Annotated in this window: 20 protein-coding genes; 10 read left to right on the top strand and 10 right to left on the bottom strand. The window is 72.4% G+C overall.

The window, feature by feature from the left end; all coding sequences use genetic code 11:
* Positions 1 to 11: 11 nt before the first annotated feature.
* From scy to OHB09_RS22970, 6 genes are all read left to right on the top strand, one after another.
* Entirely contained in the window at positions 12 to 3,857 is a 3,846-nt protein-coding gene (gene scy, locus OHB09_RS22995; protein WP_328922468.1) for a polarized growth protein Scy, read from the top strand.
* Positions 3,858 to 4,039: 182 nt separating this feature from the next.
* Positions 4,040 to 4,975 carry a coiled-coil domain-containing protein gene (locus OHB09_RS22990; protein ID WP_006142478.1) on the top strand — a complete coding sequence of 312 codons (936 nt, stop codon included), beginning with the start codon at positions 4,040 to 4,042 and terminating at the stop codon, positions 4,973 to 4,975.
* A 132-nt stretch (positions 4,976 to 5,107) separates the two neighbouring features.
* Positions 5,108 to 6,070 carry an ABC transporter ATP-binding protein gene (locus tag OHB09_RS22985; protein WP_328922467.1) on the top strand — a complete coding sequence of 321 codons (963 nt, stop codon included), beginning with the start codon at positions 5,108 to 5,110 and terminating at the stop codon, positions 6,068 to 6,070.
* A 2-nt stretch (positions 6,071 to 6,072) separates the two neighbouring features.
* Complete coding sequence (locus tag OHB09_RS22980; protein ID WP_006142476.1) at positions 6,073 to 6,843, top strand: ABC transporter permease; 771 nt, start codon at positions 6,073 to 6,075, stop codon at positions 6,841 to 6,843.
* A gap of 145 nt (positions 6,844 to 6,988) precedes the next feature.
* Positions 6,989 to 8,293: an ABC transporter ATP-binding protein gene (locus OHB09_RS22975; RefSeq protein ID WP_093591671.1), complete on the top strand. Its 1,305-nt coding sequence runs from the start codon at positions 6,989 to 6,991 to the stop codon at positions 8,291 to 8,293.
* The gene (locus OHB09_RS22970; RefSeq protein WP_006142474.1) at positions 8,290 to 9,159 is read left to right on the top strand and encodes an ABC transporter permease subunit; all 870 of its coding nucleotides are present in this window, start codon (positions 8,290 to 8,292) and stop codon (positions 9,157 to 9,159) included. Before OHB09_RS22975 ends, OHB09_RS22970 begins: the two co-directional genes overlap by 4 nt.
* Positions 9,160 to 9,193: 34 nt before the next feature.
* On the opposite strand, the gene OHB09_RS22965 is transcribed toward OHB09_RS22970, so the two are convergent.
* Positions 9,194 to 9,526 carry a hypothetical protein gene (locus OHB09_RS22965; protein ID WP_006142473.1) on the bottom strand — a complete coding sequence of 111 codons (333 nt, stop codon included), beginning with the start codon at positions 9,524 to 9,526 and terminating at the stop codon, positions 9,194 to 9,196.
* Positions 9,527 to 9,761: 235 nt separating this feature from the next.
* Here OHB09_RS22965 and OHB09_RS22960 point away from each other — a divergent pair, with 235 nt between their 5' ends.
* Positions 9,762 to 10,823, top strand: coding sequence for an LLM class flavin-dependent oxidoreductase (locus OHB09_RS22960; protein WP_167796083.1), 1,062 nt, complete (start codon positions 9,762 to 9,764; stop codon positions 10,821 to 10,823).
* A gap of 100 nt (positions 10,824 to 10,923) precedes the next feature.
* Here OHB09_RS22960 and OHB09_RS22955 read toward each other — a convergent pair whose 3' ends face one another.
* A complete protein-coding gene (locus OHB09_RS22955; protein WP_006142470.1) occupies positions 10,924 to 11,316 on the bottom strand; it encodes an SCO5389 family protein in 393 nt (130 codons plus the stop codon).
* 300 nt (positions 11,317 to 11,616) lie between these two features.
* Between OHB09_RS22955 and nucS the strand changes: the two genes are divergently transcribed.
* A complete protein-coding gene (gene nucS, locus OHB09_RS22950) occupies positions 11,617 to 12,288 on the top strand; it encodes an endonuclease NucS (RefSeq protein WP_006142469.1) in 672 nt (223 codons plus the stop codon).
* 58 nt (positions 12,289 to 12,346) lie between these two features.
* Here nucS and OHB09_RS22945 read toward each other — a convergent pair whose 3' ends face one another.
* The 4 genes from OHB09_RS22945 to OHB09_RS22930 all read right to left on the bottom strand — a co-directional run bounded on the left by OHB09_RS22945 (position 12,347) and on the right by OHB09_RS22930 (position 17,638).
* Entirely contained in the window at positions 12,347 to 15,040 is a 2,694-nt protein-coding gene (locus tag OHB09_RS22945; RefSeq protein ID WP_191891363.1) for an ATP-binding protein, read from the bottom strand.
* 357 nt (positions 15,041 to 15,397) lie between these two features.
* Positions 15,398 to 15,721 carry an STAS domain-containing protein gene (locus OHB09_RS22940; RefSeq protein ID WP_006142467.1) on the bottom strand — a complete coding sequence of 108 codons (324 nt, stop codon included), beginning with the start codon at positions 15,719 to 15,721 and terminating at the stop codon, positions 15,398 to 15,400.
* Positions 15,722 to 16,019: 298 nt separating this feature from the next.
* Complete coding sequence (locus tag OHB09_RS22935; RefSeq protein ID WP_040896330.1) at positions 16,020 to 16,868, bottom strand: 3-hydroxyacyl-CoA dehydrogenase family protein; 849 nt, start codon at positions 16,866 to 16,868, stop codon at positions 16,020 to 16,022.
* Between the two features lie 113 nt (positions 16,869 to 16,981).
* Positions 16,982 to 17,638, bottom strand: a complete 657-nt coding sequence (locus OHB09_RS22930; RefSeq protein ID WP_006142465.1) for a TetR/AcrR family transcriptional regulator — start codon at positions 17,636 to 17,638, stop codon at positions 16,982 to 16,984.
* A 331-nt stretch (positions 17,639 to 17,969) separates the two neighbouring features.
* On the opposite strand from OHB09_RS22930, the gene OHB09_RS22925 reads away from it, so the two are divergent.
* Positions 17,970 to 18,542 carry a cob(I)yrinic acid a,c-diamide adenosyltransferase gene (locus OHB09_RS22925; protein WP_006142464.1) on the top strand — a complete coding sequence of 191 codons (573 nt, stop codon included), beginning with the start codon at positions 17,970 to 17,972 and terminating at the stop codon, positions 18,540 to 18,542.
* A 118-nt stretch (positions 18,543 to 18,660) separates the two neighbouring features.
* On the opposite strand, the gene OHB09_RS22920 is transcribed toward OHB09_RS22925, so the two are convergent.
* Positions 18,661 to 19,212: a snapalysin family zinc-dependent metalloprotease gene (locus OHB09_RS22920; RefSeq protein WP_006142463.1), complete on the bottom strand. Its 552-nt coding sequence runs from the start codon at positions 19,210 to 19,212 to the stop codon at positions 18,661 to 18,663.
* 212 nt (positions 19,213 to 19,424) lie between these two features.
* On the opposite strand from OHB09_RS22920, the gene OHB09_RS22915 reads away from it, so the two are divergent.
* Positions 19,425 to 21,263: a glycoside hydrolase family 18 chitinase gene (locus tag OHB09_RS22915; RefSeq protein WP_093591683.1), complete on the top strand. Its 1,839-nt coding sequence runs from the start codon at positions 19,425 to 19,427 to the stop codon at positions 21,261 to 21,263.
* Between the two features lie 254 nt (positions 21,264 to 21,517).
* On the opposite strand, the gene OHB09_RS22910 is transcribed toward OHB09_RS22915, so the two are convergent.
* The 3 genes from OHB09_RS22910 to atpD all read right to left on the bottom strand — a co-directional run bounded on the left by OHB09_RS22910 (position 21,518) and on the right by atpD (position 24,044).
* Positions 21,518 to 21,964, bottom strand: a complete 447-nt coding sequence (locus OHB09_RS22910; protein WP_040896329.1) for a DUF2550 domain-containing protein — start codon at positions 21,962 to 21,964, stop codon at positions 21,518 to 21,520.
* 154 nt (positions 21,965 to 22,118) lie between these two features.
* Positions 22,119 to 22,493 carry a F0F1 ATP synthase subunit epsilon gene (locus tag OHB09_RS22905; protein ID WP_006142460.1) on the bottom strand — a complete coding sequence of 125 codons (375 nt, stop codon included), beginning with the start codon at positions 22,491 to 22,493 and terminating at the stop codon, positions 22,119 to 22,121.
* 114 nt (positions 22,494 to 22,607) lie between these two features.
* The gene (gene atpD / locus OHB09_RS22900) at positions 22,608 to 24,044 is read right to left on the bottom strand and encodes a F0F1 ATP synthase subunit beta (RefSeq protein WP_006142459.1); all 1,437 of its coding nucleotides are present in this window, start codon (positions 24,042 to 24,044) and stop codon (positions 22,608 to 22,610) included.
* Position 24,045: the final 1 nt, after the last annotated feature.

Genomic DNA, 24,045 nt, shown 5'->3' with positions numbered 1-24,045 from the left:
GGGACCGCGCAGTGCGGGGCTACGAACGCCAGGAGCGAGAGCCGGCGGCTGACGTCGACCACCTCTCTCGGTTCGAGGCCGAGATGGAACGGCTGAAGACCGAGCGGGAAAAGGCGATCCAGCACGCCGAGGACCTCGGCTACCAGGTCGAGGTGCTGCGCGCCAAGCTGCACGAGGCGCGCCGCACGCTCATGTCCCGGCCCGCCTACGACGGGACGGACATCGGCTATCAGGCCGAGCAGATGCTCCGCAACGCCCAGGCGCAGGCCGACCAGCTGCGCAGCGAGGCGGAGCGGGAGCTGAGCCAGGCCCGCGCGCAGACCCAGCGCATCCTGCAGGAGCACGCCGAGCAGGCCGCGCGCCTCCAGGCGGAGCTGCACCAGGAGGCGGTCAACCGCCGCCAGCAGCTCGACCAGGAGCTGGCCGAGCGCCGGCAGACCGTCGAGTCGCACGTCAACGAGAACGTGGCCTGGGCCGAGCAGCTCCGCGCCCGCACCGAGTCGCAGGCCCGGCGGCTTCTCGACGAGTCCCGCGCCGAGGCCGAGCAGTCGCTGGCCGCCGCGCGCGCCGAGGCCGAGCGGATCGCCGCCGAGGCGCGCCAGCGCCTCCAGGGCGACGCCGAGGCGGCCCGCGCGGAGGCCGACCAGATCCTGCGCAGGGCCCGCGCCGAGGCCGAGCGGCTGCTGAACGCCGCCTCCGCGCAGGCGCAGGAGGCCACCGACCACGCCGAGCAGCTCCGCAGCAGCACCGCGACCGAGTCCGACGCGGCCCGGCGCCAGGCCGCCGAGCTGAGCCGGGGCGCCGAGCAGCGGATGAGCGAGGCCGAGACGGCGCTGCGCGAGGCGCGCGCCGAGGCCGACAAGGTCGTCGCGGAGGCCAAGGAGGCCGCCGCGAAGGCGCTGGCGAGCGCGGAATCGGCCAATGAGCAGCGGACCCGCACGGCGAAGGAGCAGGTCGCCCGGCTGGTCGGCGAGGCCACCAAGGAGGCCGAGACCACCCGGGCCGAGGCCGAGCAGGTCGTCGCGGACGCCCGCACCGAGGCGGAGAAGATCGTCGCGGAGGCGGCGGAGAAGGCCCGCAGCATCACGGCCGAGGAGACCGCCTCCCAGCTCGCCAAGACCGCCCGTACGGCGGAGGACGTGCTGAACAAGGCGTCCGAGGACGCCAAGGCGACCACCAAGGCCGCCGCCGAGGAGGCCGAGCGGATCCGCCGGGAGGCGGAGACCGAGGCGGACCGGCTGCGCGCCGAGGCGCACGACATCGCCGAGGAGCTCAAGGGCGCGGCGAAGGACGACACCAAGGAGTACCGGGCCAAGACGGTCGAGCTGCAGGAGGAGGCCCGCCGGCTGCGCGGCGAGGCCGAGCAGCTGCGGGCCGACGCGGTCGCCGAGGGCGAGAAGATCCGCGCCGAGGCCCGGCGGGAGGCCGTCCAGCAGATCGAGGAGGCGGCCAAGACCGCCGAGGAGCTGCTGGCCAAGGCCAAGGCGGACGCGGACGAGCTGCGGGCCACGGCGGCCACGGACAGCGAGAAGGTGCGCACCGAGGCCATCGAGCGGGCCGCCACACTGCGCCGGCAGGCCGAGGAGACCCTGGAGCGCACCCGCAAGGAGGCCGAGCGGCAGCGCGCCGAGGCCACCGAGCAGGCGGAGGCGCTCAAGGAGGACGCCGAGCGGGCCGCGCGCGAGCTGCGCGAGGAGACCGAGCGGGGCGTCGAGGCCCGCCGCGAGGAGGCCGCCGAGGAGCTGACGCGACTCAAGGAGGAGGCCGAGCAGCGGGTCACCGCCGCCGAGCAGGCGCTGGGCGAGGCCCGCCAAGAGGCGGAACGGCTGCGCCGCGAGGCCGTCGAGGAGACCGAGCGGCTGCGCTCGGAGGCCGCCGAGCGGATCCGTACGCTCCAGGCGCAGGCCGAGTCCGAGGCCGAGCGGCTGCGCGACGAGGCCGCGTCCGACGCCTCCGCCTCCCGCGCGGAGGGCGAGGCCGTCGCCGTACGGCTGCGCTCGGAGGCCTCGGCGGAGGCCGAGCGGATCAAGACGGAGGCGCAGGACACCGCCGACCGGGTGCGGGCCGAGGCCCAGGCCGCGGCCGAGCGGCTCAACACGGAGGCCACCGAGACGCTGGCGGCCGCGCAGGAGGAGGCCGCCCGGCGCCGCCGCGAGGCCGAGGAACTGCTCGGCTCCGCCCGCCGGGAGGCCGACCAGGAGCGGGAGCGGGCCGGCGAGCAGAGCGAGGAGCTCCTCGCGGTGGCGCGGGCCCGCGTCGAGGAGGCGCAGGCCGAGGCCGAGCGCCTGGTGGAGGAGGCGGACCGGCGGGCCACCGAGATGGTCACCGCCGCCGAGCAGACCGCCCAGCAGGTGCGCGACGCGGTCGCGGGGCTGCACGAGCAGGCGCAGGAGGAGATCGCCGGGCTGCGCAGTGCCGCCGAGCACGCGGCCGAGCGCACGCGGCGGGAGGCCGAGGAGGAGTCCGACCGGGTCCGCGCCGACGCCTACGCCGAGCGGGAGCGGGCCGCCGAGGACGCGAGCCGGCTGCGCCGGGAGGCGGCGGAGGAGCGCGAGACGGCCGCCTCGCTGGCCGAGCGCACGCTCGCCGAGGCGGCCGCCGAGTCGGAGCGGGTGCGCGCGGAGGCCGCGGACCACGCCCAGCGGGTGCGGACCGAGGCCTCGGACGCCATCGCGGGCGCGGAGCAGGACGCCTCGCGGACCCGCGCGGAGGCGCGGGAGGACGCCAACCGCATGCGCTCGGACGCGGCGACGCAGGCGGACACCCTCATCACCGAGGCGCGCGCGGAGGCCGAGCGGCTCACCACGGAGACCAACGCCGAGGCCGAGCGGGTCCTCGGCGAGACGAACGCCGAGGCGGAGCGGGTGCGGACGGAGTCCGTGGCCCGGGCCGAGCGGCTGGTCGGGGAGGCCACCGAGGAGGCGGAGCGGCTGCGGGCCGAGGCCGCCGAGACGGTCGGCTCGGCCCAGCAGCACGCGGAGCGGATGCGGGCCGAGGCGGAGCGGGTCACCACCGAGGCGCGCGAGGAGGCCGAGCGGACGCTGGACGAGGCCCGCAAGGAGGCCAACAAGCGGCGTTCGGAGGCGGCCGAGCAGGTCGACACCCTCATCACGGAGACGGCCGCGGAGGCCGACAAGCTCCTCGCGGACGCCCAGCGGAACGCGCAGCGCACCACGGCGGACGCCGAGAGCCAGGCCGACAGCATGGTGGGCGCCGCCCGTACGGAGGCCGACCGGCTGGTCTCGGAGGCGACCATCGAGGGCAACGGCCTGGTGGAGCGCGCCCGCGCGGACGCCGACGAGCTGCTGGTGGGCGCGCGCCGGGACGCGACGGCCATAAGGGAGCGGGCGGAGGAGCTGCGCGAGCGCATCACCACCGAGATCGAGGAGCTGCACGAGCGGGCGCGGCGCGAGTCGGCCGAGGCGATGAAGTCGGCCGGCGAGCGGTGCGACGCGCTGGTGAAGGCGGCCGAGGAGCAGCTCGCCGAGGCCCGGGAGAAGGCCAAGGAGCTGATGTCGGAGGCCAACTCCGAGGCGAGCAAGGTGCGCATCGCCGCCGTGAAGAAGGCCGAGGGGCTGCTCAAGGAGGCCGAGCAGAAGAAGACCTCGCTGGTCGCCGAGGCGGAGGCGATCAAGGCCGAGGCGATCCGCGAGGCGCGGCAGGCGGTCGAGGAGGGCAAGCGGGAGCTGGAGATCCTGGTGCGCAGGCGGCAGGACATCAACGCCGAGATCTCCCGTGTGCAGGACGTGCTGGAGGCGCTGGAGTCCTTCGAGGCGCCGGGTGGCGGCAAGGAGAACGGCGTCAAGACGGCCGCGGTGGTCGGTCCTCGTTCGGGTGGCAAGGCGTCAGAGGGGTAGCCGGGGCGGCACATTCCGTACTCGACGGGGCGTAACGTGCCGGGGCCTGCAAGGGATCCGGCGGTCAGCCACCCGAAAGAGGTGTCATTCTCCAGATCAAACACGTATCCGCTCGATGACACACCGCTTAGGCGCCTAGGATTCCCTCTATCACCTCACCGGTCTCTTTCGACAGGAACCCCATGAGCGACACTTCCCCCTACGGCTTCGAGCTTGTGCGGCGTGGGTACGACCGCGCTCAGGTGGACGAACGCATCTCCAAGCTCGTCTCCGACCGTGACAGCGCGCTGGCCCGCATCACCGCACTGGAAAAGCGCATCGAGGAGCTCCACCTCGAGACGCAGAACGCCCAGGCCCAGGTCACCGACGCCGAGCCGTCGTACGCCGGTCTCGGTGCGCGCGTCGAGAAGATCCTGCGTCTCGCCGAGGAAGAGGCGAAGGACCTGCGCGAGGAGGCCCGGCGCGCCGCCGAGCAGCACCGCGAGCTCGCCGAGTCGGCGGCTCAGCAGGTGCGCAACGACGCGGAGTCGTTCGCCGCCGAGCGCAAGTCCAAGGCCGAGGACGAGGGCGTCCGGATCGTCGAGAAGGCCAAGAGCGACGCCTCCCAGCTGCGCGCCGAGGCCCAGAAGGACGCGCAGTCCAAGCGCGAGGAGGCGGACGCCCTCTTCGAGGAGACGCGCGCCAAGGCCGCGCAGGCCGCCGCCGACTTCGAGACGAACCTGGCCAAGCGCCGCGAGCAGTCCGAGCGTGACCTGGCCTCGCGTCAGGCCAAGGCCGAGAAGCGCCTCGCGGAGATCGAGCACCGCGCGGAGCAGCTCCGTCTGGAGGCGGAGAAGCTGCGCACGGACGCCGAGCGCCGCGCCCGCCAGACGGTGGAGACGGCTCAGCGCCAGGCCGAGGACATCGTGGCCGACGCCAACGCCAAGGCCGACCGGATCCGTTCGGAATCCGAGCGCGAGCTGGCCGCCCTCACCAACCGCCGCGACTCGATCAACGCGCAGCTCACCAACGTGCGCGAGATGCTGGCGACGCTCACGGGTGCCGCGGTGGCCGCCGCCGGTTCCCCGTCCGAGGACGAGTCCATCTCCCGCGGGGTGCCCGCCCAGCAGACCCGGTAGGGCTCCGGCGCCCGGGCCCACCGGCCCCGGCTGTCACGGGAGAGCGCGGAAGGTCTCCCCTTTCGCACGGTGCGGGAAGTCCTTCGTCACTTCGGGTGGCGGAGGGCTTCCCGCCGTTCTAGCGTGGCACGCATGATCGAGCTCGAGGGCCTGACCAAGCGCTACGGCGAGAAACTGGCGGTGGACCACCTCACCTTCACGGTCCGCCCCGGTGTGGTCACCGGCTTCCTCGGCCCCAACGGCGCCGGCAAGTCCACCACCATGCGGATGATGCTCGGCCTCGACCGCCCCACCGAGGGCCACGTCCGCATCGACGGGCAGCGCTACGAGGACCTGACGGACCCGCTGAAGTACATCGGCGCCCTCCTCGACGCCAAGGCCATGCACGGCGGCCGCAGCGCCCACAACCACCTGCTGTGCCTGGCCCAGAGCAACGGCATCCCCGCCTCCCGCGTCCACGAGGTCCTGGACACGGTCGGGCTCACCTCCGTCGCCCGCAAGAAGGCCAAGGGGTTCTCGCTGGGCATGGGACAGCGGCTGGGCATCGCCGGCGCCCTCCTCGGCGACCCGCGGATCCTGATGTTCGACGAACCGGTCAACGGCCTCGACCCCGAGGGCATCCACTGGATCCGCACCCTGATGAAGTCCCTCGCCGCACAGGGCCGTACGGTCTTCGTCTCCTCCCACCTGATGAGCGAGATGGCACTCACCGCCGACCACCTCGTGGTCATCGGCCAGGGGCGGCTGCTCGCCGACACCACGATGGCGGACTTCATCGCGCGCAATTCCCGCGCCTTCGTACGGGTCCGCTCCCCCCAGTACGAGCAGCTCCGCGACGCACTGCACCAGGCGGGGATCACCGTCGTCGAGGCGGGCGGCGGGGCGCTGGAGGTCGACGGGGACATGGCCGAGCCCATCGGCGAGCTGGCCGCGCGGCACCATCTCGTGCTGCACGAGCTGAGTCCCCGGCAGGCCTCGCTGGAGGAGGCGTTCATGCGGTTGACCGCCGAGTCCGTGGAGTACCACGCGCACTCCGGGCCCGCCCCGGACCGCGAGTGGCGCGGGGACCTGGAGCACGGGAAGAAGGTGGGCTGACGATGGCGGCGAGCCAGGTCATCCGTTCCGAGTGGACGAAGATCCGCTCGGTGGCGTCCACCGTGTGGACGCTCTCGCTGGCGGTGGTGGTCACCGTCGCGCTCGGCATGCTCATCTCGGCGCTGTCCCGGCACGAGTTCGGCGATCTGAGCCGCAGCGACCGGGCCACCTTCGACCCCACGTTCGTCAGCTTCGCGGGGATGACGCTCGGCCAGCTCGCGATGATCGTGTTCGGTGTGCTCGTGGTGTCCAACGAGTACAGCACCGGAATGATCCGTACCTCGCTGGCGGCGGTGCCGCGGCGGGCGACCTTCCTGTTCAGCAAGATCGGGGTGGCGACCGCGCTCGCCCTGCTGGTCGGGATGGTGACGAGCTTCCTCGCGTTCTTCCTCGGCCAGGTGATGCTGGGACCGCACCGGACGTCGCTGGGCGAACCGGGGGTGCTGCGCGCGGTGTTCGGCGGCGGGCTCTACATGACGCTGATCGCGATGTTCTCGATGGGAGTGGCCGCGATGCTGCGCTCCCCGATGCTGTCGCTGGGCATCCTGATGCCGTTCTTCTTCCTGATCTCGAACATCCTGGGGAACGTCTCGGTGACGAAGAAGGTCGGCCAGTTCCTGCCCGACCAGGCGGGCAGCCGCATCATGCAGGTGGTGCCGCGCCTCGACGACGACACCCCGTACGGTCCGTGGGGCGGTCTCGGCATCATGCTCCTGTGGGTCGTGGCGGCCCTGGTGGGCGGCTACGCGGTGCTGCGCCGCCGGGACGCGTGAGGGGCACCTCGCGTTGCCCCGGGGGGCAAGGTGTTCCCGAACCGTTGTCACCGGGCGGGAACTGTCAGTGGCCCGATATTCTCCTAACCCTTACGGGGGGCGTCCGCCCCGACGTACGTCCTGATCCTGTCGATGGGTGCGGAGAATGATCGAGGCAGTCGGCCTGACCAAGCGCTACGGCGACAAGACGGCCGTGTACAACCTTTCCTTCCAGGTACGGCCGGGCATGGTGACCGGCTTCCTCGGTCCGAACGGCTCCGGCAAGTCCACCACCATGCGCATGATCCTCGGTCTGGACAACCCCACCGCGGGCCACGTCACCATCGGCGGCCACCCCTACCGCAGGCTCCCCAGCGCCGCCCGGCACGTCGGCGCCCTGCTGGACGCCAAGGCCGTGCACGGCGGCCGCAGCGCCCGCAACCACCTCCTCAGCCTCGCGCAGCTCTCCGGCATCCCGCAGCGCCGCGTCGACGAGGTGCTCGGCGTCGTCGGCCTGCAGGACGTGGCCAGGCGCCGCTCCAAGGGCTTCTCGCTCGGCATGGGCCAGCGCCTCGGCATCGCCGCCGCGCTCCTCGGCGACCCCCAGGTGCTGCTCTTCGACGAGCCGGTCAACGGCCTCGACCCCGAAGGCATCCTCTGGGTGCGGAACCTGATGAAGTCCCTCGCGGCGGAGGGCCGTACGGTCTTCGTCTCCTCCCACCTGATGAGCGAGATGGCACTCACCGCCGACCACCTCATCGTCATCGGCCGCGGGCAGCTCCTCGCCGACATGAGCGTGCGGGACTTCATCTCCGCCAACTCCGCCGACTTCGCCCGGGTCCGCACCCCCGAGGGCGAGCAGCAGCAGCGGGAGAAGCTGACCTCGGCGCTGACCGAGGCGGGCGGACACGTCCTGCCGGAGCTGGACGGCGCGCTGCGGGTGACCGGGCTGCCCCTGCCCCGGATCAGCGAGCTCGCGCACTCCGCCGACGTACGGCTGTGGGAGCTCTCCCCGCACCAGGCCTCGCTGGAGGAGGCGTACATGCGGATGACGCAGGGCGCCGTCGACTACCGCTCGACCACCGACCAGAAGGCCGGGTTCGCGCAGCCGCCGGCGCCCGGGGCGCAGCCGCCTACGCCGGTGCCGGGGCAGGGCCAGCCGGGCTGGTACGCCCCGCCGCCGCCCCAGCAGTTCGGCCCCGGACCGCAGGGCGCGCCCGCGGCGGCCCCGCACGGCGCCCCGGCCAACCCGTACGCCCAGCCGGGCCCCGCGGCGCCGCAGGGCGCCCCGAACCCCTACGCCGCCCCGACACCTCAGCCGGCCCCCGCGCAGCCGCCGTCCGCCGCCCCGTCCGCCCCGCCGGCCCCGTCGTCCGCCGGGCCCGGCGGGCCCGCCCCGTCCGCCGACGCGGTCGCCGCCGCGTCGGGCCCCGCCGACCTCACCCAGCGCGACAGCGAGGACAACCGATGAGTACGCCCCAGCCCCCGATGCCGCAGCAGGCCGCGCCCGCTCCCTCCTGGCACCCGGCGCCCGGAGCCTCGTACACCTCGCCGATCCCCGTCGTGCGCACGCATCTCGGGCATGCCCTCACCTCCGAGTGGACCAAGATCCGCTCGGTGCGCTCCACGATGTGGACGATCGGGGTGTTCCTGCTCCTGGTGATCGGTCTGGGCGCGCTGATCACCTTCGTCGTGGCCGCCTCGGACGCCGAGGTGGGGGGCGAGTCCGCCCTGCAGCTGGGCTTCGCCGGCGTGCTGACCGGTTCGATCTGCATGATGACCCTCGGCGTCCTCACCACGGCCTCCGAGTACGGCACCGGCCTGATCCGCACCACGATGACCGCGTGCCCGGACCGCGGCCGGGTGCTCATGGCGAAGTCGATCGTGTTCTTCGCCCTGGCGTTCGTGGTGACGCTGGTGGCCACCTCGCTCGTCGCCCTGCTCCAGGTGTCGGTCCTGACCGACCACGGCGGCCGGGAGCCCACCGGAGGTGAGTGGCTGAAGGCGACCGTCGGCATCTCGCTCTACGTCGCGCTGCTCGGGCTGCTCGGGCTGCTGGCCGGTTCGGTCATCCGGCACTCGGCGGGCGCGATCACCCTGATGATCGGCGTCCTGCTCGCCCCGCTGGTGATCGCGCTGTTCCTGTTCTCGGAGTCCCTGCGCAGGGTCCAGCAAGGGCTGTTCACGTACTCGATCCCGAACCAGCTCAGCATCTTCTACGACAACTCGCTGAGCCGGAGCGGCCCCAGTGGCTGGGACCCGCTGTGGATCATGCTCGGCCTCACCGCCGCCGTCTTCGTCGGCGCGTACGCGCTGCTGGAGAAGCGGGACGTGTGAGGCCCGGGGGCGGAGCGGCGGTACGCCGCCCGCCTCAGAATCTGGGCGCGTTCCGGGACCGCTGCACCCGTGTGGTGCGGCGGTCCCGCGCGTTCCAGCACGCCTTGTGCCAGTGCCGGCGCTCGTCCACGCCCGAGTGGTCGGGCCAGGCCACCACGTGCGGCATGCCGGAGGGGATGAGCTGGTCGCAGCCGGGGCAGCGGTAGGTCTTGCCCTGGGCCGAGGCGCCGGCGACATGGCGCACGATCCATTCCTCGCCCTGCCAGCTCTCGGCCGAGTGCCAGCCGCCGTAGCGGCCGGGCGCGTCCTCCTCGGCGCTCCGGCCGGACGAGCCGCCGCCCTTGGGTCGGTTGCGACGCGGGGACACAGCACACCTCACGGGTCCGGGTACGGGGTGCCGTCCAGGTTACGCGGCGCCGGGCGGGCGCCCGGGGCCGCGTAAGGCCGCCCGTCGGTGCCTTGACCGGCCCGGGAACGGCGCCGGACGGCCCGTTGAGAAGACAATCCGCAAATTGCGCCGTCGAGCCGTGACTTCGGCACATGTCAGGCAGTTATGCCCTGCGGGGGAGCTCCACGTCGGAGCCAAGGAAGCAGGAAGCGCCATGCATGTCGGAAGTTTTGTACTCGCGGCCCAGTTCCCGGGCCAGGGCCCCGGGGAGGCACTGCACCGTGCAGTGCGGTCGGCGGAGGTGGCCGAGGAGGCGGGACTGGACACGGTCTGGCTGGCCGAGCACCACTTCGTGCCGTACGGCACCTGCCCGTCGGCCGTCACCCTGGCCGCTCTGCTGCTCGGCCGCACCCGGCGGCTCCGCGTGGGCACCGCGGTGAGCGTGCTGCCCACCGCGCACCCCGTGGCGCTCGGCGAACAGGCCGCGCTGCTGCACCTCACCTCGGGCGGCCGGTTCACCCTGGGAGTGGGCCGCGGCGGCCCCTGGGTGGATCTGGAGGTCTTCGGCGCCGGCCTCGAGGCGTACGAGAAGGGGTTCCCGGAATCACTCGATCTGCTGGTGCGCTGGCTGACGGAACCCGCCGTCTCCGCCTCGGGGGAACGGTTCACCTTCCGTGAGGTGCCCGTCGTGCCCCGCCCCTCGGAGTCGCTCACGGAGGACCCGGGTCCGGAGGTCGTCCTCGCCTGCACCTCCCCCGCCGGCGTCCGGCTCGCCGCCGAGCGCGGGCTGCCGATGCTGCTCGGGATGCACTGCGGGGACGAGGAGAAGGCCGCGATGGTGTCCCTGTGGGAACGCCACGCACGGGCCGCGGGCGTCCCCGGTGACGTGATCGCGGGCGCCGCCCACGTCTCGGCGGGGGTCTGCCAGCTCGCCGACCGCGACGGCGAGGCCGTGGAGACACTCACCAAGGCGATGCCCGGCTGGCTGCGGCAGGGCCTGGGCGCCCATGTCACGGTGGACGGCCGGGTGCGCGCCATGCGCGATCCGCTGGCGTACACGGAACTGCTGTGCGAACTGCACCCGGTCGGCACCCCGGGACGCTGCGCCGACCGGCTGGCGGCGACGTCGGAACGGACCGGCATCACCCGCTTCGCGCTGCTCGTGGAGGGCTCGGGGGACCTGGCGGCCACCGAGGAGAACGTCCGGCGGCTGGGCGCGGAGGTGCTTCCCCGACTGGGGCCCTCGCCGCGGGCGCAGTCCCCGGCCGTGCCGTAGGCCGGGCGCCCGCCGCTCCGTCGCGGGAGGAGCGGGGATCGCTCCCCGCACACACGTTCCTTCCGCGTCCGGAGCGGCGGGCCGTACCGCGTCACACCGCTCAGCAGTCCCGGAGTTCCGGGGACTGGTTGAGCAACTGGGCGCGGACCGAGGTGAAACGGGCCAGGCGTTCGTCCACCGAGGAGTCCAGCGGGAAGACCGCCACCCGGTGGCAGTTCTGGAAGGCCAGTCGCACCCCGAAGTGCCGCTGCAGCGCGCCACGTATCGCGTCGCTGGCGAGCGCGCGGAGCAGTTGGCCACGCGCGTGCTCGTCCGGCGGCGGCGTCTGGTTGTCGGCGAACTGGCCGCCGTCCACCTTCAGCTGGGCCACCAGGGAGCTGATCATCTCCCATGCGAAGGGCAGGGAGGTCCGGACGCAGTCGACGAATTCCGCTTCGTCGACCTCGCCTCGCTCGGCCTTCTCGAGTAGGGCCGGTGAGACGTCGAGCGACATGGGTTCTCCTCTCACACCCCCGGTGCGCGGGGGCCGACGGACAGGGCGGAGAGGCCGCGTCGCCGATACGCTGCGTACATGACCCGCGACCTCCTGTTTCTACGGTAGGCAACCGAACGGGGCCGCACCAGGAAAACGCGGATACGACCGCCCCCCTGTGGGCACACAATCGGCCATCCCGCGAACAGGCCCGGTCAGCAAAGGGGTTGAAGACGACAACTACCCCGCCGACGTGCGCGAATAGTCCGCGGGCATGGGCGGATCGCGCGGGGACCGGCGCGTCGAGTAGCGTTGCGCACCATGCGTCTCGTCATCGCCCGGTGCTCCGTCGACTACGCGGGCCGGCTCACCGCCCACCTTCCCTCGGCGCCCCGTCTGATCCTCGTGAAGGCCGACGGCAGTGTGTCCATCCACGCCGACGACAGGGCCTACAAGCCTCTGAACTGGATGTCTCCGCCCTGCACCCTCAAGGAGGGCAGCGGCGAGGAGGACGGGGTGTGGACCGTCGTCAACAAGGCGGGGGAGAAGCTCATCATCACGATGGAGGAGATCCTCCACGACTCCTCGCACGAACTCGGGGTCGACCCCGGGCTGATCAAGGACGGCGTGGAAGCACACCTTCAGGAGCTCCTCGCGGACCGGATCGAGACGCTGGGAGACGGCTACACGCTCATCCGGCGCGAGTACATGACGGCCATCGGACCGGTCGACATCCTGTGCCGGGACGCCGACGGCGGGACCGTCGCCGTCGAGATCAAGCGCCGGGGCGAGATCGACGGCGTCGAGCAGCTGACGCGGTACCTGGACCTGCTGAACCGCGATCCGCATCTGGCGCCGGTGCAGGGCGTGTTCGCGGCGCAGGAGATCAAGCCGCAGGCGCGGGTGCTGGCGACGGACCGCGGCATCCGCTGCCAGGTCCTCGACTACGACGCCCTGCGCGGCATCGAGGACGACAAGCTCCGGCTGTTCTGAGCGGCGGGTGACCGCGCGGCGGACGCGCGGTCACCCGGTTCCCTCGCGGGGACGGGGCTCAGATCACCGGGGCGCCGGCCGGCGAACCGGAGCGGGGGGCGCTGCTCGTCACCGTCGCGCCCGTCACCGTCGTGCTCGACGGCGCGGACGCCGAGTCGGTCGTCGACGGGTCGTCGCCCGCCGTCTCGGAGGGCGAGGCGCTCTGGGACGGCGTGTTCGACGGGCTCGACGAGGAAGGCGTCTCCTTGGGGGGCGTCGTCTTCGGGGTCGTGGCCGGCTTCGAGGACTGGTGGCCCCCGCCGTGGTCCTTGCCACCCCCGTCGTGGTCCTTGTCCGAGGACGAGGAGCGGCTCGCCGATGCCGAGGACGAGGTCGTCGGGGACGGGTCGTCCGAGGTTCCGTAGGTGCCGTCCGGCCCGGGGTTCGTCGGGGTCGCGGCGGGCGCGCCCGCCCCGGCCCCGTCGCCGTCCTTCTTGGCCCTGTCGGTGCCGAGGCTGTCGTCCCCGCCGTCCTGGCCGATCGAGGGATCGACCCCGACGCGCTCGGAGGGCGCGTTCTCGTTGTGGTTGCCGGAGGTGGCGCCCAGCGTCACCACCGTGCCGAGCACGGCCACGAGAACGGCGCCCGCCCCGGCGGCCACCAGATTGCGCCGGGTGCCGTGCACGATGCCCCTCAGTCCGCCCGGTCTGCGCCCGGCGGCACCGGCGGCGGTTCCCGCCCCGGCCGCGGCGGAGGCTCCCGCGCCCCGGCCGGGAGGCAGTGCCGCGAGGGCGTGACCCCGGGGGGTGGACACCAGGGTCGCGGTGTCCGTCAGCGGGGGCCATGCGGCGGACGGGCCCGCCGCCCGCGGCCCTGTGTCCCCGGTGTCCGGGGAGCCGCCCGTGCCGCCGGCCGGCGCGGCGGCGGAGACGACGTCGGAGGCCAGGACCAGCGCCGTGCCCGGTGCCGTGCCGGCCCGGTCGTCGACGAGTGCCAGCGCCCGCCGTCCCGCCACCGTGCCCCGCCGGTCGGCGACCGCTCCACGCAGCCCGATGGACGTCTCCAGCTCGGCCCGGGCCCGGTCCAACTGGCCCTCGCAGAGCGCGAGGACGCCCAGCTCGTGGTGGAAGTACGCCTGCTCGGCCACCTCCCCGGCGAGCCGGGAGGCCTCCGCACCGGCCCGCAGCGCCCGCTCCCAGGCGCTCCAGCGCAGCCCCGCGGCGAACGCGGGCGCGGCCTGCCGGGCGAGCCGGACGGCGATCGGGCCCTCCGCCTCCTCACCGGCCTCGAGTTCCTCGGCGTCCTCGGTGGCCGGTGTGGTGAGCGGCACGAGCGCGGTGAGGGCGGCCAGCACGGCGTCGGCCTCGGCCGCGACCCGCTCGGGGGTGACCGAGGGGTGCCCGGCCCACCAGGCGTAGTGCCGGGCCGCGGTCAGCAGGTGCTCCTCGGTGGCGGCGCCGTACCCGGCGGCCACGAGCTGTTCGAGCACCCCGGCGGCGAGCCGGTAGCGGGCGCCGACCGGGGTGACCAGCGCGCAGCCCGCCAGCTCGGCGAGGGCGGCGTCCGCGTGGGTGTCGTCGACGAGCGCGGGGAGGTGGGTGAGGTGCGGCACCTCGCCGTCGAGCGCGACCGCGAACCGCAGGGTCTCGCGGGCCGAGCGGCTCAGCCGGGAGGCGAGCAGCGGGGCGGCCGCCGCGGCCTCGGCGAGCGGGGGCAGCGGCTCCTCCTCGCCGGTCACGGGCTCGGGGACGGTGTCGCGGACGGCGGCGGCCTCCGCCTTGGCGTCCTCGAAGACGCCGTACTCGTCGAAGGCCTCGGCCTCCAGGCGCAGCCGGTCCCGCTGCCGCAGCAGCGCCCCGGCCTGCTTGAAGCGCAGCGGCAGCCCCTCGGACTCGAAGAGGAGGTCGCCGGCCCAGTTGGTCTCCTCCTCGGTGAGGACGCGTCCGACGGCCCGCTCCAGGAGTTCGACGCAGCCCGCGCGGTCGAGCCCGCCGAGTTCGACGTCCTCGAAGGCGGCCTCGGCCGAGGGGGCCGGCACCTCGGGGGTGACGGCGCACAGATAGGCGCACTCGGGGGTGGCGTCGAGGAGTTCGTCGAGGGCCGCCCCGCCGAACTCCAGGTCGTCCAGGAGGACGACGGCACCGATCTCGGCGAGGGCCTCGCGCTGTTCCTCGGGGTCCGGGCGGTACTCGGGGGCGTCGAACACGGCCCGGTAGAGCTCGTCCTTCAGGTCCTCGGCGGTGCGCCGGTGACCGGAGAGGCGGACGACGCCGTCGGGGGCGAGGTCGGCGCAGTCCGCGGCGACCGCTTCCAGCAGGACGGTGCGGCCGGAGCCGGGAGCGCCGACGAGGCGGACGGAGCGGCCGCGGGCCAGCAGCCCGACCAGCCGCTCGCGCTCCTCCTCGCGCTGCAGCAGTCCGGAGTCGGGCAGCGTGGGGCCCGGCGGCACGGGCGGCCGGGCGGCGCGCGCGGTCTCGGAGCGGCGGGCTGCGGTGTGCTTCAGCGGCCGTTCCGGGTGCTCCCCCGGCGGCCGGTTCTCGATCTCGCTGCCGTCCACCGGGTTGACGGTGAGCAGGAACTCGCCCGCGACGAGCCGGACGGTGCGGACGGGTGCGGGTCCGTGCTGGCCGAGATCGCCGGCGAGGGAGTCCCGGGGCGGGCGCCGGCCGGCGCCGCGGGCCTGACCCTCGGCACCGTCACGGCGGCCGTCACGGCCGTCACGGCCGTCACCGTCGTGGCCGTACTCCTCGGGTCCCGCGTTGTTCGGGTCCATTGGTCCTAGCCCCCAAAGCGTCGTGTGCCGAAAACCCTCCCGGCCTTGCCGCACACCGCGACGCTGTCGCTCCTGGTCCGGTACCCGCCCGGGCTGACGGGCGGCGGGCAGCCGAACCCTAAACCTTCCCGCAGTATCGCGGAACAGGCGGGGTGCCGGGGTATCCGAGACATCACGGCTTCGTGAGGATTGGGCGCGTCGTACGGTTCGCGCCGAGACGTGCGCCCCTGACCGGCGCGGCGGACACGGCCCCGGAGGCGGGCACGGGGTCGGGCACGGGTCCGGACATGAGGGCGGGCACGGGGTCGGGCACGGGATTCGGATGCCGGGCCCGGACACGGGGCTGGGACGCGGGGTTCAGACGCGGGGCAGGGACTCCACGCCGATGCCGCCCTCGATGGCGAGGATGCGGTGCAGCCGGGTGGCCACGAGCAGGCGCTGCATCTGGGGCGGGACGCCGCGCAGGACGAGCCGCCTGCCGCACCGCCCGGCCCGCCGGTGGGCCCCCATGATGACGCCGAGTCCGGTGGCGTCCCAGGAGTCGAGTCCGGACAGGTCGAGCACCAGATCGCCGACCCCGTCGTCGACGGCCGAGTGCAGGACCGTACGGGCGTCCGCCGCGCTGCGGACGTCGAGGCGGCCCCCGACGACCAGCCCGGCGTGGTCGCCCCTGATGTGCATATGCGCTCCCCGAGAGTGCGGTTGTCGTACTCCGTCGTCGTCGGACGTTCGATCGGCGTTCGAAGGTGGTGCCACGGTGGTGCGATGCTGGTTCCGGTCCGACGCACCTTTCGATGCACGTTCCGATGCAACTTCTGACTGCCCGATCGGCGGTCCGGTTGCTGGTTGTTGGCGAACCGATACCGAATTCACTCCTGCGGGTGATCCCCCCTGAGTGCGTACGGTGCCGGTGTACGCCGTTCGTGCGAGCCGCGCACGAGCGGCACCCGCCGGGCCGGCGACGGGTGCGGACGGGGCGTCAGTACGTGTAGAAGCCCTGCCCGCTCTTGCGGCCGATGTCACCGGCGTCCACCATCCGGCGCATCAGCTCCGGCGGGGCGAACTTCTCGTCCTGGGACTCGGTGTAGATGTTGCCGGTGGCGTGCAGCAGGATGTCGACGCCGGTGAGGTCGGCCGTGGCCAGCGGCCCCATCGCGTGACCGAAGCCCAGCTTGCAGGCCAGGTCGATGTCCTCGGCGGTGGCGACACCCGACTCGTACAGCTTGGTGGCCTCCACGACGAGCGCGGAGATGAGCCGCGTGGTCACGAAGCCCGCCACGTCCCGGTTGACGACGATGCAGGTCTTGCCGAGGGACTCGGCGAACCGCCGCGCGGTGGCGAGCGTTTCGTCGCTCGTCTTGTATCCGCGCACGAGCTCGACGAGCCGCATCATCGGCACCGGTGAGAAGAAGTGCACGCCGACGACCCGTTCGGGCCGGGAGGTGGCCGCCGCGATCTTCGTGATCGGGATGGCCGAGGTGTTCGAGGCGAGCACCGCGTCCTCCCGCACGAGCGAGTCGAGCGTGCGGAAGAGTTCGTGCTTGACGTCGAGCCGCTCGAACACCGCCTCCACGACGAGGTCCGCCTCGGCGGCGGCGTCGAGGTCGGTGGTGGTGCCGATCCGCCCCAGGGCGGCCTCGGCCTCGGCCGCCTCCATCGTCCCCTTGGCCACGAACTTGTCGTACGAGGCCCTGATCGCGTCGGTGCCGCGGGTGAGCGCCTCGTCGGTGACGTCCCGCAGGACGACGTCCCAGCCGGCCGCCGCGGCGACCTGGGCGATACCCGACCCCATGAGCCCGGCTCCGATGACGGCGACCTTCCCTGCCACTGTGCGACCCCTAACGCGTCCTTGCGTGCACCACTGCCTCTCGGCGGACCCTAGCGCCCGTCCGCCCGCCTGTGACCGCTAAGTAACGCGGGTCACGTCTCACTTGACGGACATCACACCGGGGCGGGTCGTTCCGTCCCCCGGACGGCGTAGCCGAGCACGCGGTCGCTCAGCAACTCCTCGATGTCGTCGAGGAGGAGCAGCGCCTCCCGTGACACGTCCCGCGGTGCGCGTCCGGCGACCATCTCCCGGCCGATGGCCTCGAAGACGGTCCGGTGGATCCAGCAGATCTGTCCCGCCATCAGGTCCGGTACGGGGTCGCCTGCCGGGGCCCCGGTCTCCCCCCTGAGGGTCTGTTCGAGGTGGGCGTGGATCTCCTGCCGCATGCTCCACAGCCGCGAGCGCAGCGGCGGCGCCTCCTGGACGCAGCGCATGAAGCGGTCGTAACCCTCCATGAGTCCGACCCGGGGCGAGACGGCCTCCACCTCGGCGCGCAGTTCCCGCAGCACGGCCCGCGCGGCCGACTCCCCCGCGTCCCGGTCGCGCACCCAGCGGGAGAGCTGTTCGACGGTGCCCTCGGAGCGGTCGAAGAAGAGGTCCTCCTTCGCCGGGAAGTAGTTGTAGACGGTGTTGACGGAGACGTCGGCGGCCTCGGCCACGTCCGCGATGGTCACGTTCATGAAGCCGTGTTCGAGGAACAGCCCGGTGGCGATGTCCGAGATCCGCTGCCTGGTCTCACGCTTCTTCCGCTCCCTGAGCCCCTCTGCCATGGCCTCATCGTAGGTCGGCGCCTGCTCGATGGTGTGGCTCAAAAATTGGCGGCATTGCAGAATCGTCGGCGCGGCCCAGGTCGCCGGGCACGCGCTGACGGGCGCTCCCGCCGGGGTGCGCGGGCCTGGACGAGGCCGCTCCCCTCTCCGTCCGGAACGCAGGACGAACCAGGGATGCTTCTCCACCACACGGCTCTCGTCCGCGGCCGCTCTCTGCGCCGGTCCGCGCTGTCCTGTCCCACGCGCCGGCGATGACCGCGGAGAGCGGATCGTGCCGTGACGGTGCGCACAGGCGGGTCGCGCGGGGTGGCGGCGTACATACCCTGGTCGCATGGTCAATCTGACACGCATCTACACGCGGACCGGCGACAAGGGCACCACCAACCTCGGTGACATGAGCCGCGTTCCCAAGACCGATCCGCGCATCTCCGCGTACGCGGACTCCAACGAGGCCAACGCGGTACTGGGCACCGCGATCGCGCTGGGCAACCTGGAGGCGGACGTCGTCCAGGTCCTCACCCGTGTGCAGAACGACCTGTTCGACGTGGGCGCGGACCTGTCGACGCCCGTCGTGGCGGAGCCCGAGTACCCGCCGCTGAGGGTGGAGCAGTTCTACATCGACCGGCTGGAGGAGGACTGCGACCGGTTCAACGAGCGGCTGGAGAAGCTGCGTTCCTTCATCCTGCCAGGCGGCACCCCGGGCGCGGCCCTGCTGCACCAGGCGTGCACGGTGGTGCGGCGGGCCGAACGCTCGACGTGGGCGGCGCTGGAGACGCACGGCGAGGTGATGAACCCGCTGACCGCGACGTACCTCAACCGCCTCTCCGACCTGCTGTTCATCCTGGCCCGGGTGGCGAACCTGGAGACCGGCGACGTGCTGTGGGTGCCGGGCGGGGAGCGCTGAGGCTCACGTCCCGACCGGGGCCCGGGGACCGGGCGGCGTCCCGGCCTTCGGGGCCCCGGCCCGCGGGCCCCCGAAGGCCGCCACGACCACCGGGGTCACCGGGGTCTCCGGGCAGGCCCTAGTCGTCCGAGGGCGGCGGCCATCCCGGTACCGGGTCGCCGACGTCGTGAGCGGCGAAGAAGGCCGCCACCTCGGAGATCTCCTCGGCGTCGGGCTGGGTGTTGACGCACTCCGGCCCCGCCCATCCCCCCGACATCACCTTGGAGCACGGGCTGCCCGGCCCGAGGTCGGGGAGCGACAGGATGTGCCCCAGTTCGTGCACGGCGACCCGGGTGGGCCGGTAGACCTGTGCGTCACCGGTCTCCAGGTACACCCAGCCCCGGCCAAGGCCGTTGACGTAGACGTGCGAGCCGGTGCCGGTCGCGGTCGTGTACTCCTTGACGCGCAGTGACGCGGGAGTGCTCTGTTCGACGAACCTGATCCCGGGAACGGACGTGTTCCAGATCCGCATCGCCTCGCGGACGGGTTCCGCGTAGGAACCGGCCAGGAGCAGATCGATGGGGACCGTCTCGGGCTCCGGTGCCGCGGCCCCCGCCGGGGACGGCGTGCCCAGCGCGACGGCACCGGCACAGGCCAGGGCCGAGATCAGGCTCAGTACTCGTCGACGCACCTTCACGACCTCCCTGTGGTCATGCCCGCTGCGCCCACGCTACCCGTCAACTTCCGTACTTAAGCGCTGAGTTGGCAAAGAGCGAGCGCCCCGTCGGAAGCGCGGCCGCCGCACTCACTGGTCCAGACCTATTGACGGATGGTCCAGACCTTTCTACTCTCGCGGCAGCGTGCACCGTCATGCTCCCGACAACCCCACACAAGGAGGCGCGGATGCGCTTCAGACACCGGGCTGCCGCAGGGTTCGCGACCCTGCTCCTCCCCCTCGCCGGGCTCGTCGGCCTCGCGAGCCCGGCACACGCCGCCGGATCTGCCACCGCCACCTACGCCAAGTCCCAGGACTGGGGCTCCGGTTTCGAAGGCAGGTGGACCGTCAAGAACACCGGAACGAGCGGCATCAGCTCCTGGACGGTCGAGTGGGACTTCCCCTCGGGCACCTCCGTGACCTCCGCCTGGGACGCCGACGTCACCCACTCCGGCAACCACTGGACCGCCAAGAACAAGTCCTACAACGGCACCCTCGCCCCCGGCGCCTCCGTCTCCTTCGGCTTCAACGGCTCCGGTTCCGGCTCCCCCAGCGGCTGCACCCTGAACGGCGCGAGCTGCGACGGCGGCCCCTCGGTCCCCGGCGACAACCCGCCCTCCGCGCCGGGCACCCCCACCGCCTCCTCCGTCACCGACACCTCGGTCAAGCTCTCCTGGAGCGCGGCCGGTGACGACAAGGGCGTCAAGAACTACGACGTCCTGCGCGACGGCGCCAAGGTCGCCACCGTCACCGCCACCAGCTACACGGACACCGGCCTCACCGCCGGCACCGACTACTCGTACACCGTCCAGGCCCGCGACACCGCCGACCAGACCGGCTCCCCCAGCGGCGCGGTCAAGGTCCACACCACCGGCGGCGGCAGCACCGACCCCGGCGACGGCGGCAACACAGGTGACAGGATCAAGCTCGGGTACTTCACCGAGTGGGGCACCTACGACCGCAACTACAACGTCAAGAACATCGTGACCTCCGGCTCCGCCGCGAAGATCACCCACATCAACTACGCCTTCGGCAACGTCACCGGCGGAAAGTGCGCCATCGGCGACTCCTACGCCGACTACGACAAGGCGTTCACCGCCGACCAGTCCGTCAGCGGCGTCGCCGACAACTGGGACCAGCCGCTGCGCGGCAACTTCAACCAGCTCCGCCAGCTCAAGGCCAAGTACCCGAACATCAAGGTGCTGTGGTCCTTCGGCGGCTGGACCTGGTCCGGCGGCTTCGGCGAGGCCGCGAAGAACCCGGCCGCGTTCGCCGACTCCTGCTACAACCTGGTCGAGGACCCGCGCTGGGCCGACGTCTTCGACGGCATCGACATCGACTGGGAGTACCCCAACGCCTGCGGCCTGTCCTGCGACAGCAGCGGAGCGGCGGCCTACAAGAACCTGATGCAGGCGCTGCGCGCGAAGTTCGGCTCGAAGAACCTCGTCACCGCGGCCACCACGGCCGACGGCACCAACGGCGGCAAGATCGACGCCGCCGACTACGCGGGCGCCGCCCAGTACGTCGACTGGTACAACGTCATGACGTACGACTTCTTCGGCGCCTTCGACGCGGACGGCCCGACCGCCCCGCACTCCCCGCTCACCTCCTACAGCGGCATCCCGCAGCAGGGCTTCACCACGGCGGACGCGATAGCCAAGTTCAAGTCGAAGGGCGTGCCCGCGAACAAGCTGCTCATCGGCATCGGCTTCTACGGCCGCGGCTGGACCGGAGTCACCCAGGACGCCCCCGGCGGCTCGGCCACCGGCCCGGCGCCGGGCAAGTACGAGGCGGGCATCGAGGACTACAAGGTCCTCAAGACCTCCTGCCCCGCCACCGGCACCGTCGCCGGCACCGCGTACGCGCACTGCGGCACCCAGTGGTGGTCCTACGACACCCCGGCCACCATCGGCACCAAGATGTCCTGGGCGAAGGGCCAGAGTCTGAAGGGCGCCTTCTTCTGGGACTTCAGCGGTGACACCACCAACGGAGAACTGGTGAGCGCGATCGACGGCGGACTCAAGTAGTCCCCGGCTCACCACCGCACACGTCGGCCCCCTTCCCGCTCGCTCACACGGGAAGGGGGCCGATGCGCGTCCGGGGAGCCCCCGGCCTCACGCCACGTTCGCCCCGACCAACGGCCGAACCCGGCTACGCCACGTTCACCCTCCCCCAGACTCCGTCCGGGGGGACCCCCGACCAACGGCCGAACCCGGCTACGCCACGTTCACCCTCCCCCAGACTCCGTCCGGGGGGACCCCCGACCAACGGTCGAACGCGGCTACGCCACGTTCACCCGTTGTCCGGGCGGTGCCGCCTCCAGCCAGGCCAGGAAGCCGGTCAGGGCGTCGTCGCTCATCGCCAGTTCCAGCCGCACCCCGCGGTGCAGACAAGTCAGGATGACGGCCTCGGACAGCAGCGCCAGCTCCTCCTCGCCCTCGGGGGCGCGGCGGCCGGCCACCTCGATGGCCGAGCGCTCCAGGACGCGGCGCGGGCGGGGCGCGTAGGAGAAGACGCGGAACCACTCGACGCGGTCGCCGTTGTAGCGGGCGATGCCGTAGCCCCACCCCTTGCCGCTGGTGTCGGTCTTCTCGGCGACGTCCCAACGGAGGCTGCAGTCGAAGGTGCCGCCCGAGCGCTGGATCAGCCGGCGTCTGAGACCGAAGACGAACAGCGCCAGGGCCAGGAGCACGATCACCGCCCCGCACACAGTCAGAGCGAGGACCATCGGCACCGACCTCCTCGTCTCCCCGGCCATGTCCCAGGCCGTCGGATCAGGTAACGGAACGGAAAAAACTCCCGGATTCGCCTCAGCCGCGGCGGGCGCCGGATTGCTCCGGTGCCGGCCGCGGCTGAAGGGCGTCAGGGCATGTGCGGGGCGGTCAGTGTGCCGACACCGCACGCAGTCGGACGTCCGCGCGACGCTCGGCGGAGGCGTCGGCCTCCGACTTCGCGCGTTCGAGCGCCCGCTCCGCGCGCTGGACGTCGATCTCGTCCGACAGCTCGGCGATCTCGGCCAGCAGCGACAGCTTGTCGTCGGCGAAGGAGAGGAAACCGCCGTGCACCGCGGCGACGACCGTCCCACCTTCACTCGTACGGATGGTCACGGGGCCCGACTCCAGCACACCGAGCAGCGGCTGGTGACCGGGCATGACGCCGATGTCGCCGGACGTGGTGCGCGCGACGACCAGGGTGGCCTCGCCGGACCAGACCTGACGGTCGGCGGCGACCAGCTCGACGTGCAGCTCAGCAGCCAAGGGTGGCTCCTCGGGTCACCACCCGGCGGTGATGCCGGGTGTTGGTTACAAGTCTAATGGGCGAGGAGGAGGGGACGGGGACGACCCCCGTCCCCTCCTCCGCGAGCACACGGCTCAGGAGACGCCCAGCTCCTTCGCGTTGTTCTTCAGGTCCTCGATACCACCGCAGAGGAAGAACGCCTGCTCCGGGAAGTGGTCGTACTCACCGTCGATGATCGCGTTGAACGCGGCGATCGACTCGTCCAGCGGCACGTCCGACCCGTCGACGCCGGTGAACTGCTTGGCGACGTGGGTGTTCTGGGACAGGAAGCGCTCCACACGACGGGCACGGTGGACGGTGAGCTTGTCCTCCTCGCCGAGCTCGTCGATACCGAGGATCGCGATGATGTCCTGAAGGTCCTTGTACTTCTGCAGGACCGTCTTGACGCGCATCGCGGTGTTGTAGTGGTCCGCGGCGATGTACCGCGGGTCCAGGATCCGGGACGTGGAGTCCAGCGGGTCCACGGCCGGGTAGATGCCCTTCTCCGAGATCGGACGGGAGAGCACCGTCGTCGCGTCGAGGTGGGCGAAGGTGGTGGCCGGGGCCGGGTCGGTCAGGTCGTCCGCGGGGACGTAGATCGCCTGCATCGAGGTGATCGAGTGACCGCGGGTCGAGGTGATGCGCTCCTGGAGGAGGCCCATCTCGTCGGCCAGGTTCGGCTGGTAGCCCACCGCGGAGGGCATGCGGCCGAGCAGGGTCGAGACCTCGGAACCGGCCTGGGTGAAGCGGAAGATGTTGTCGATGAAGAACAGCACGTCCTGCTTCTGCACATCGCGGAAGTACTCCGCCATGGTCAGACCCGCCAGCGCCACCCGCAGACGGGTGCCCGGGGGCTCGTCCATCTGACCGAAGACCAGGGCGGTCTTGTCGATGACGCCGGACTCCGCCATCTCCTCGATGAGGTCGTTGCCCTCACGGGTGCGCTCGCCGACACCGGCGAACACGGAGACACCGTCGTGGTTGTTGGCGACGCGGTAGATCATCTCCTGGATGAGCACCGTCTTGCCGACGCCGGCACCGCCGAACAGACCGATCTTGCCGCCCTTGACGTACGGGGTCAGCAGGTCGATGACCTTGACGCCGGTCTCGAACATCTCGGTCTTCGACTCGAGGGCGTCGAAGTTCGGCGCCTTGCGGTGGATGGACCAGCGCTCGCCCTCGTAGCTCTCGTCGACGTTCAGGACCTCGCCGAGGGTGTTGAACACCTTGCCCTTGGTGAAGTCGCCGACCGGGACGGTGATGCCCGTGCCGGTGTCGGTGACCGGGGCCTGGCGGACCAGACCGTCGGTGGGCTGCATCGAGATCGTGCGGACCAGGCCGTCACCCAGGTGCTGGGCGACCTCCAGGGTCAGCGTCTTCTTCGCGCCGGCCTGGGCCGGGTCGGAGATCTCGACGTGGAGCGCGTTGTAGATCTCCGGCATGGCGTCGACGGGGAACTCCACGTCGACGACCGGGCCGATGACCCGGGCGACGCGGCCCGTGGCAACGGCCGTCTCAACTGTCGTCGTCATT

It is taken from the genome of Streptomyces griseoaurantiacus (genome assembly GCF_036189845.1).
Classification (GTDB): Bacteria; Actinomycetota; Actinomycetes; order Streptomycetales; family Streptomycetaceae; genus Streptomyces; species Streptomyces griseoaurantiacus.
Note: the sequence above shows the minus strand (reverse complement) of the source record. Positions and strands in the feature narration are given on the sequence as shown.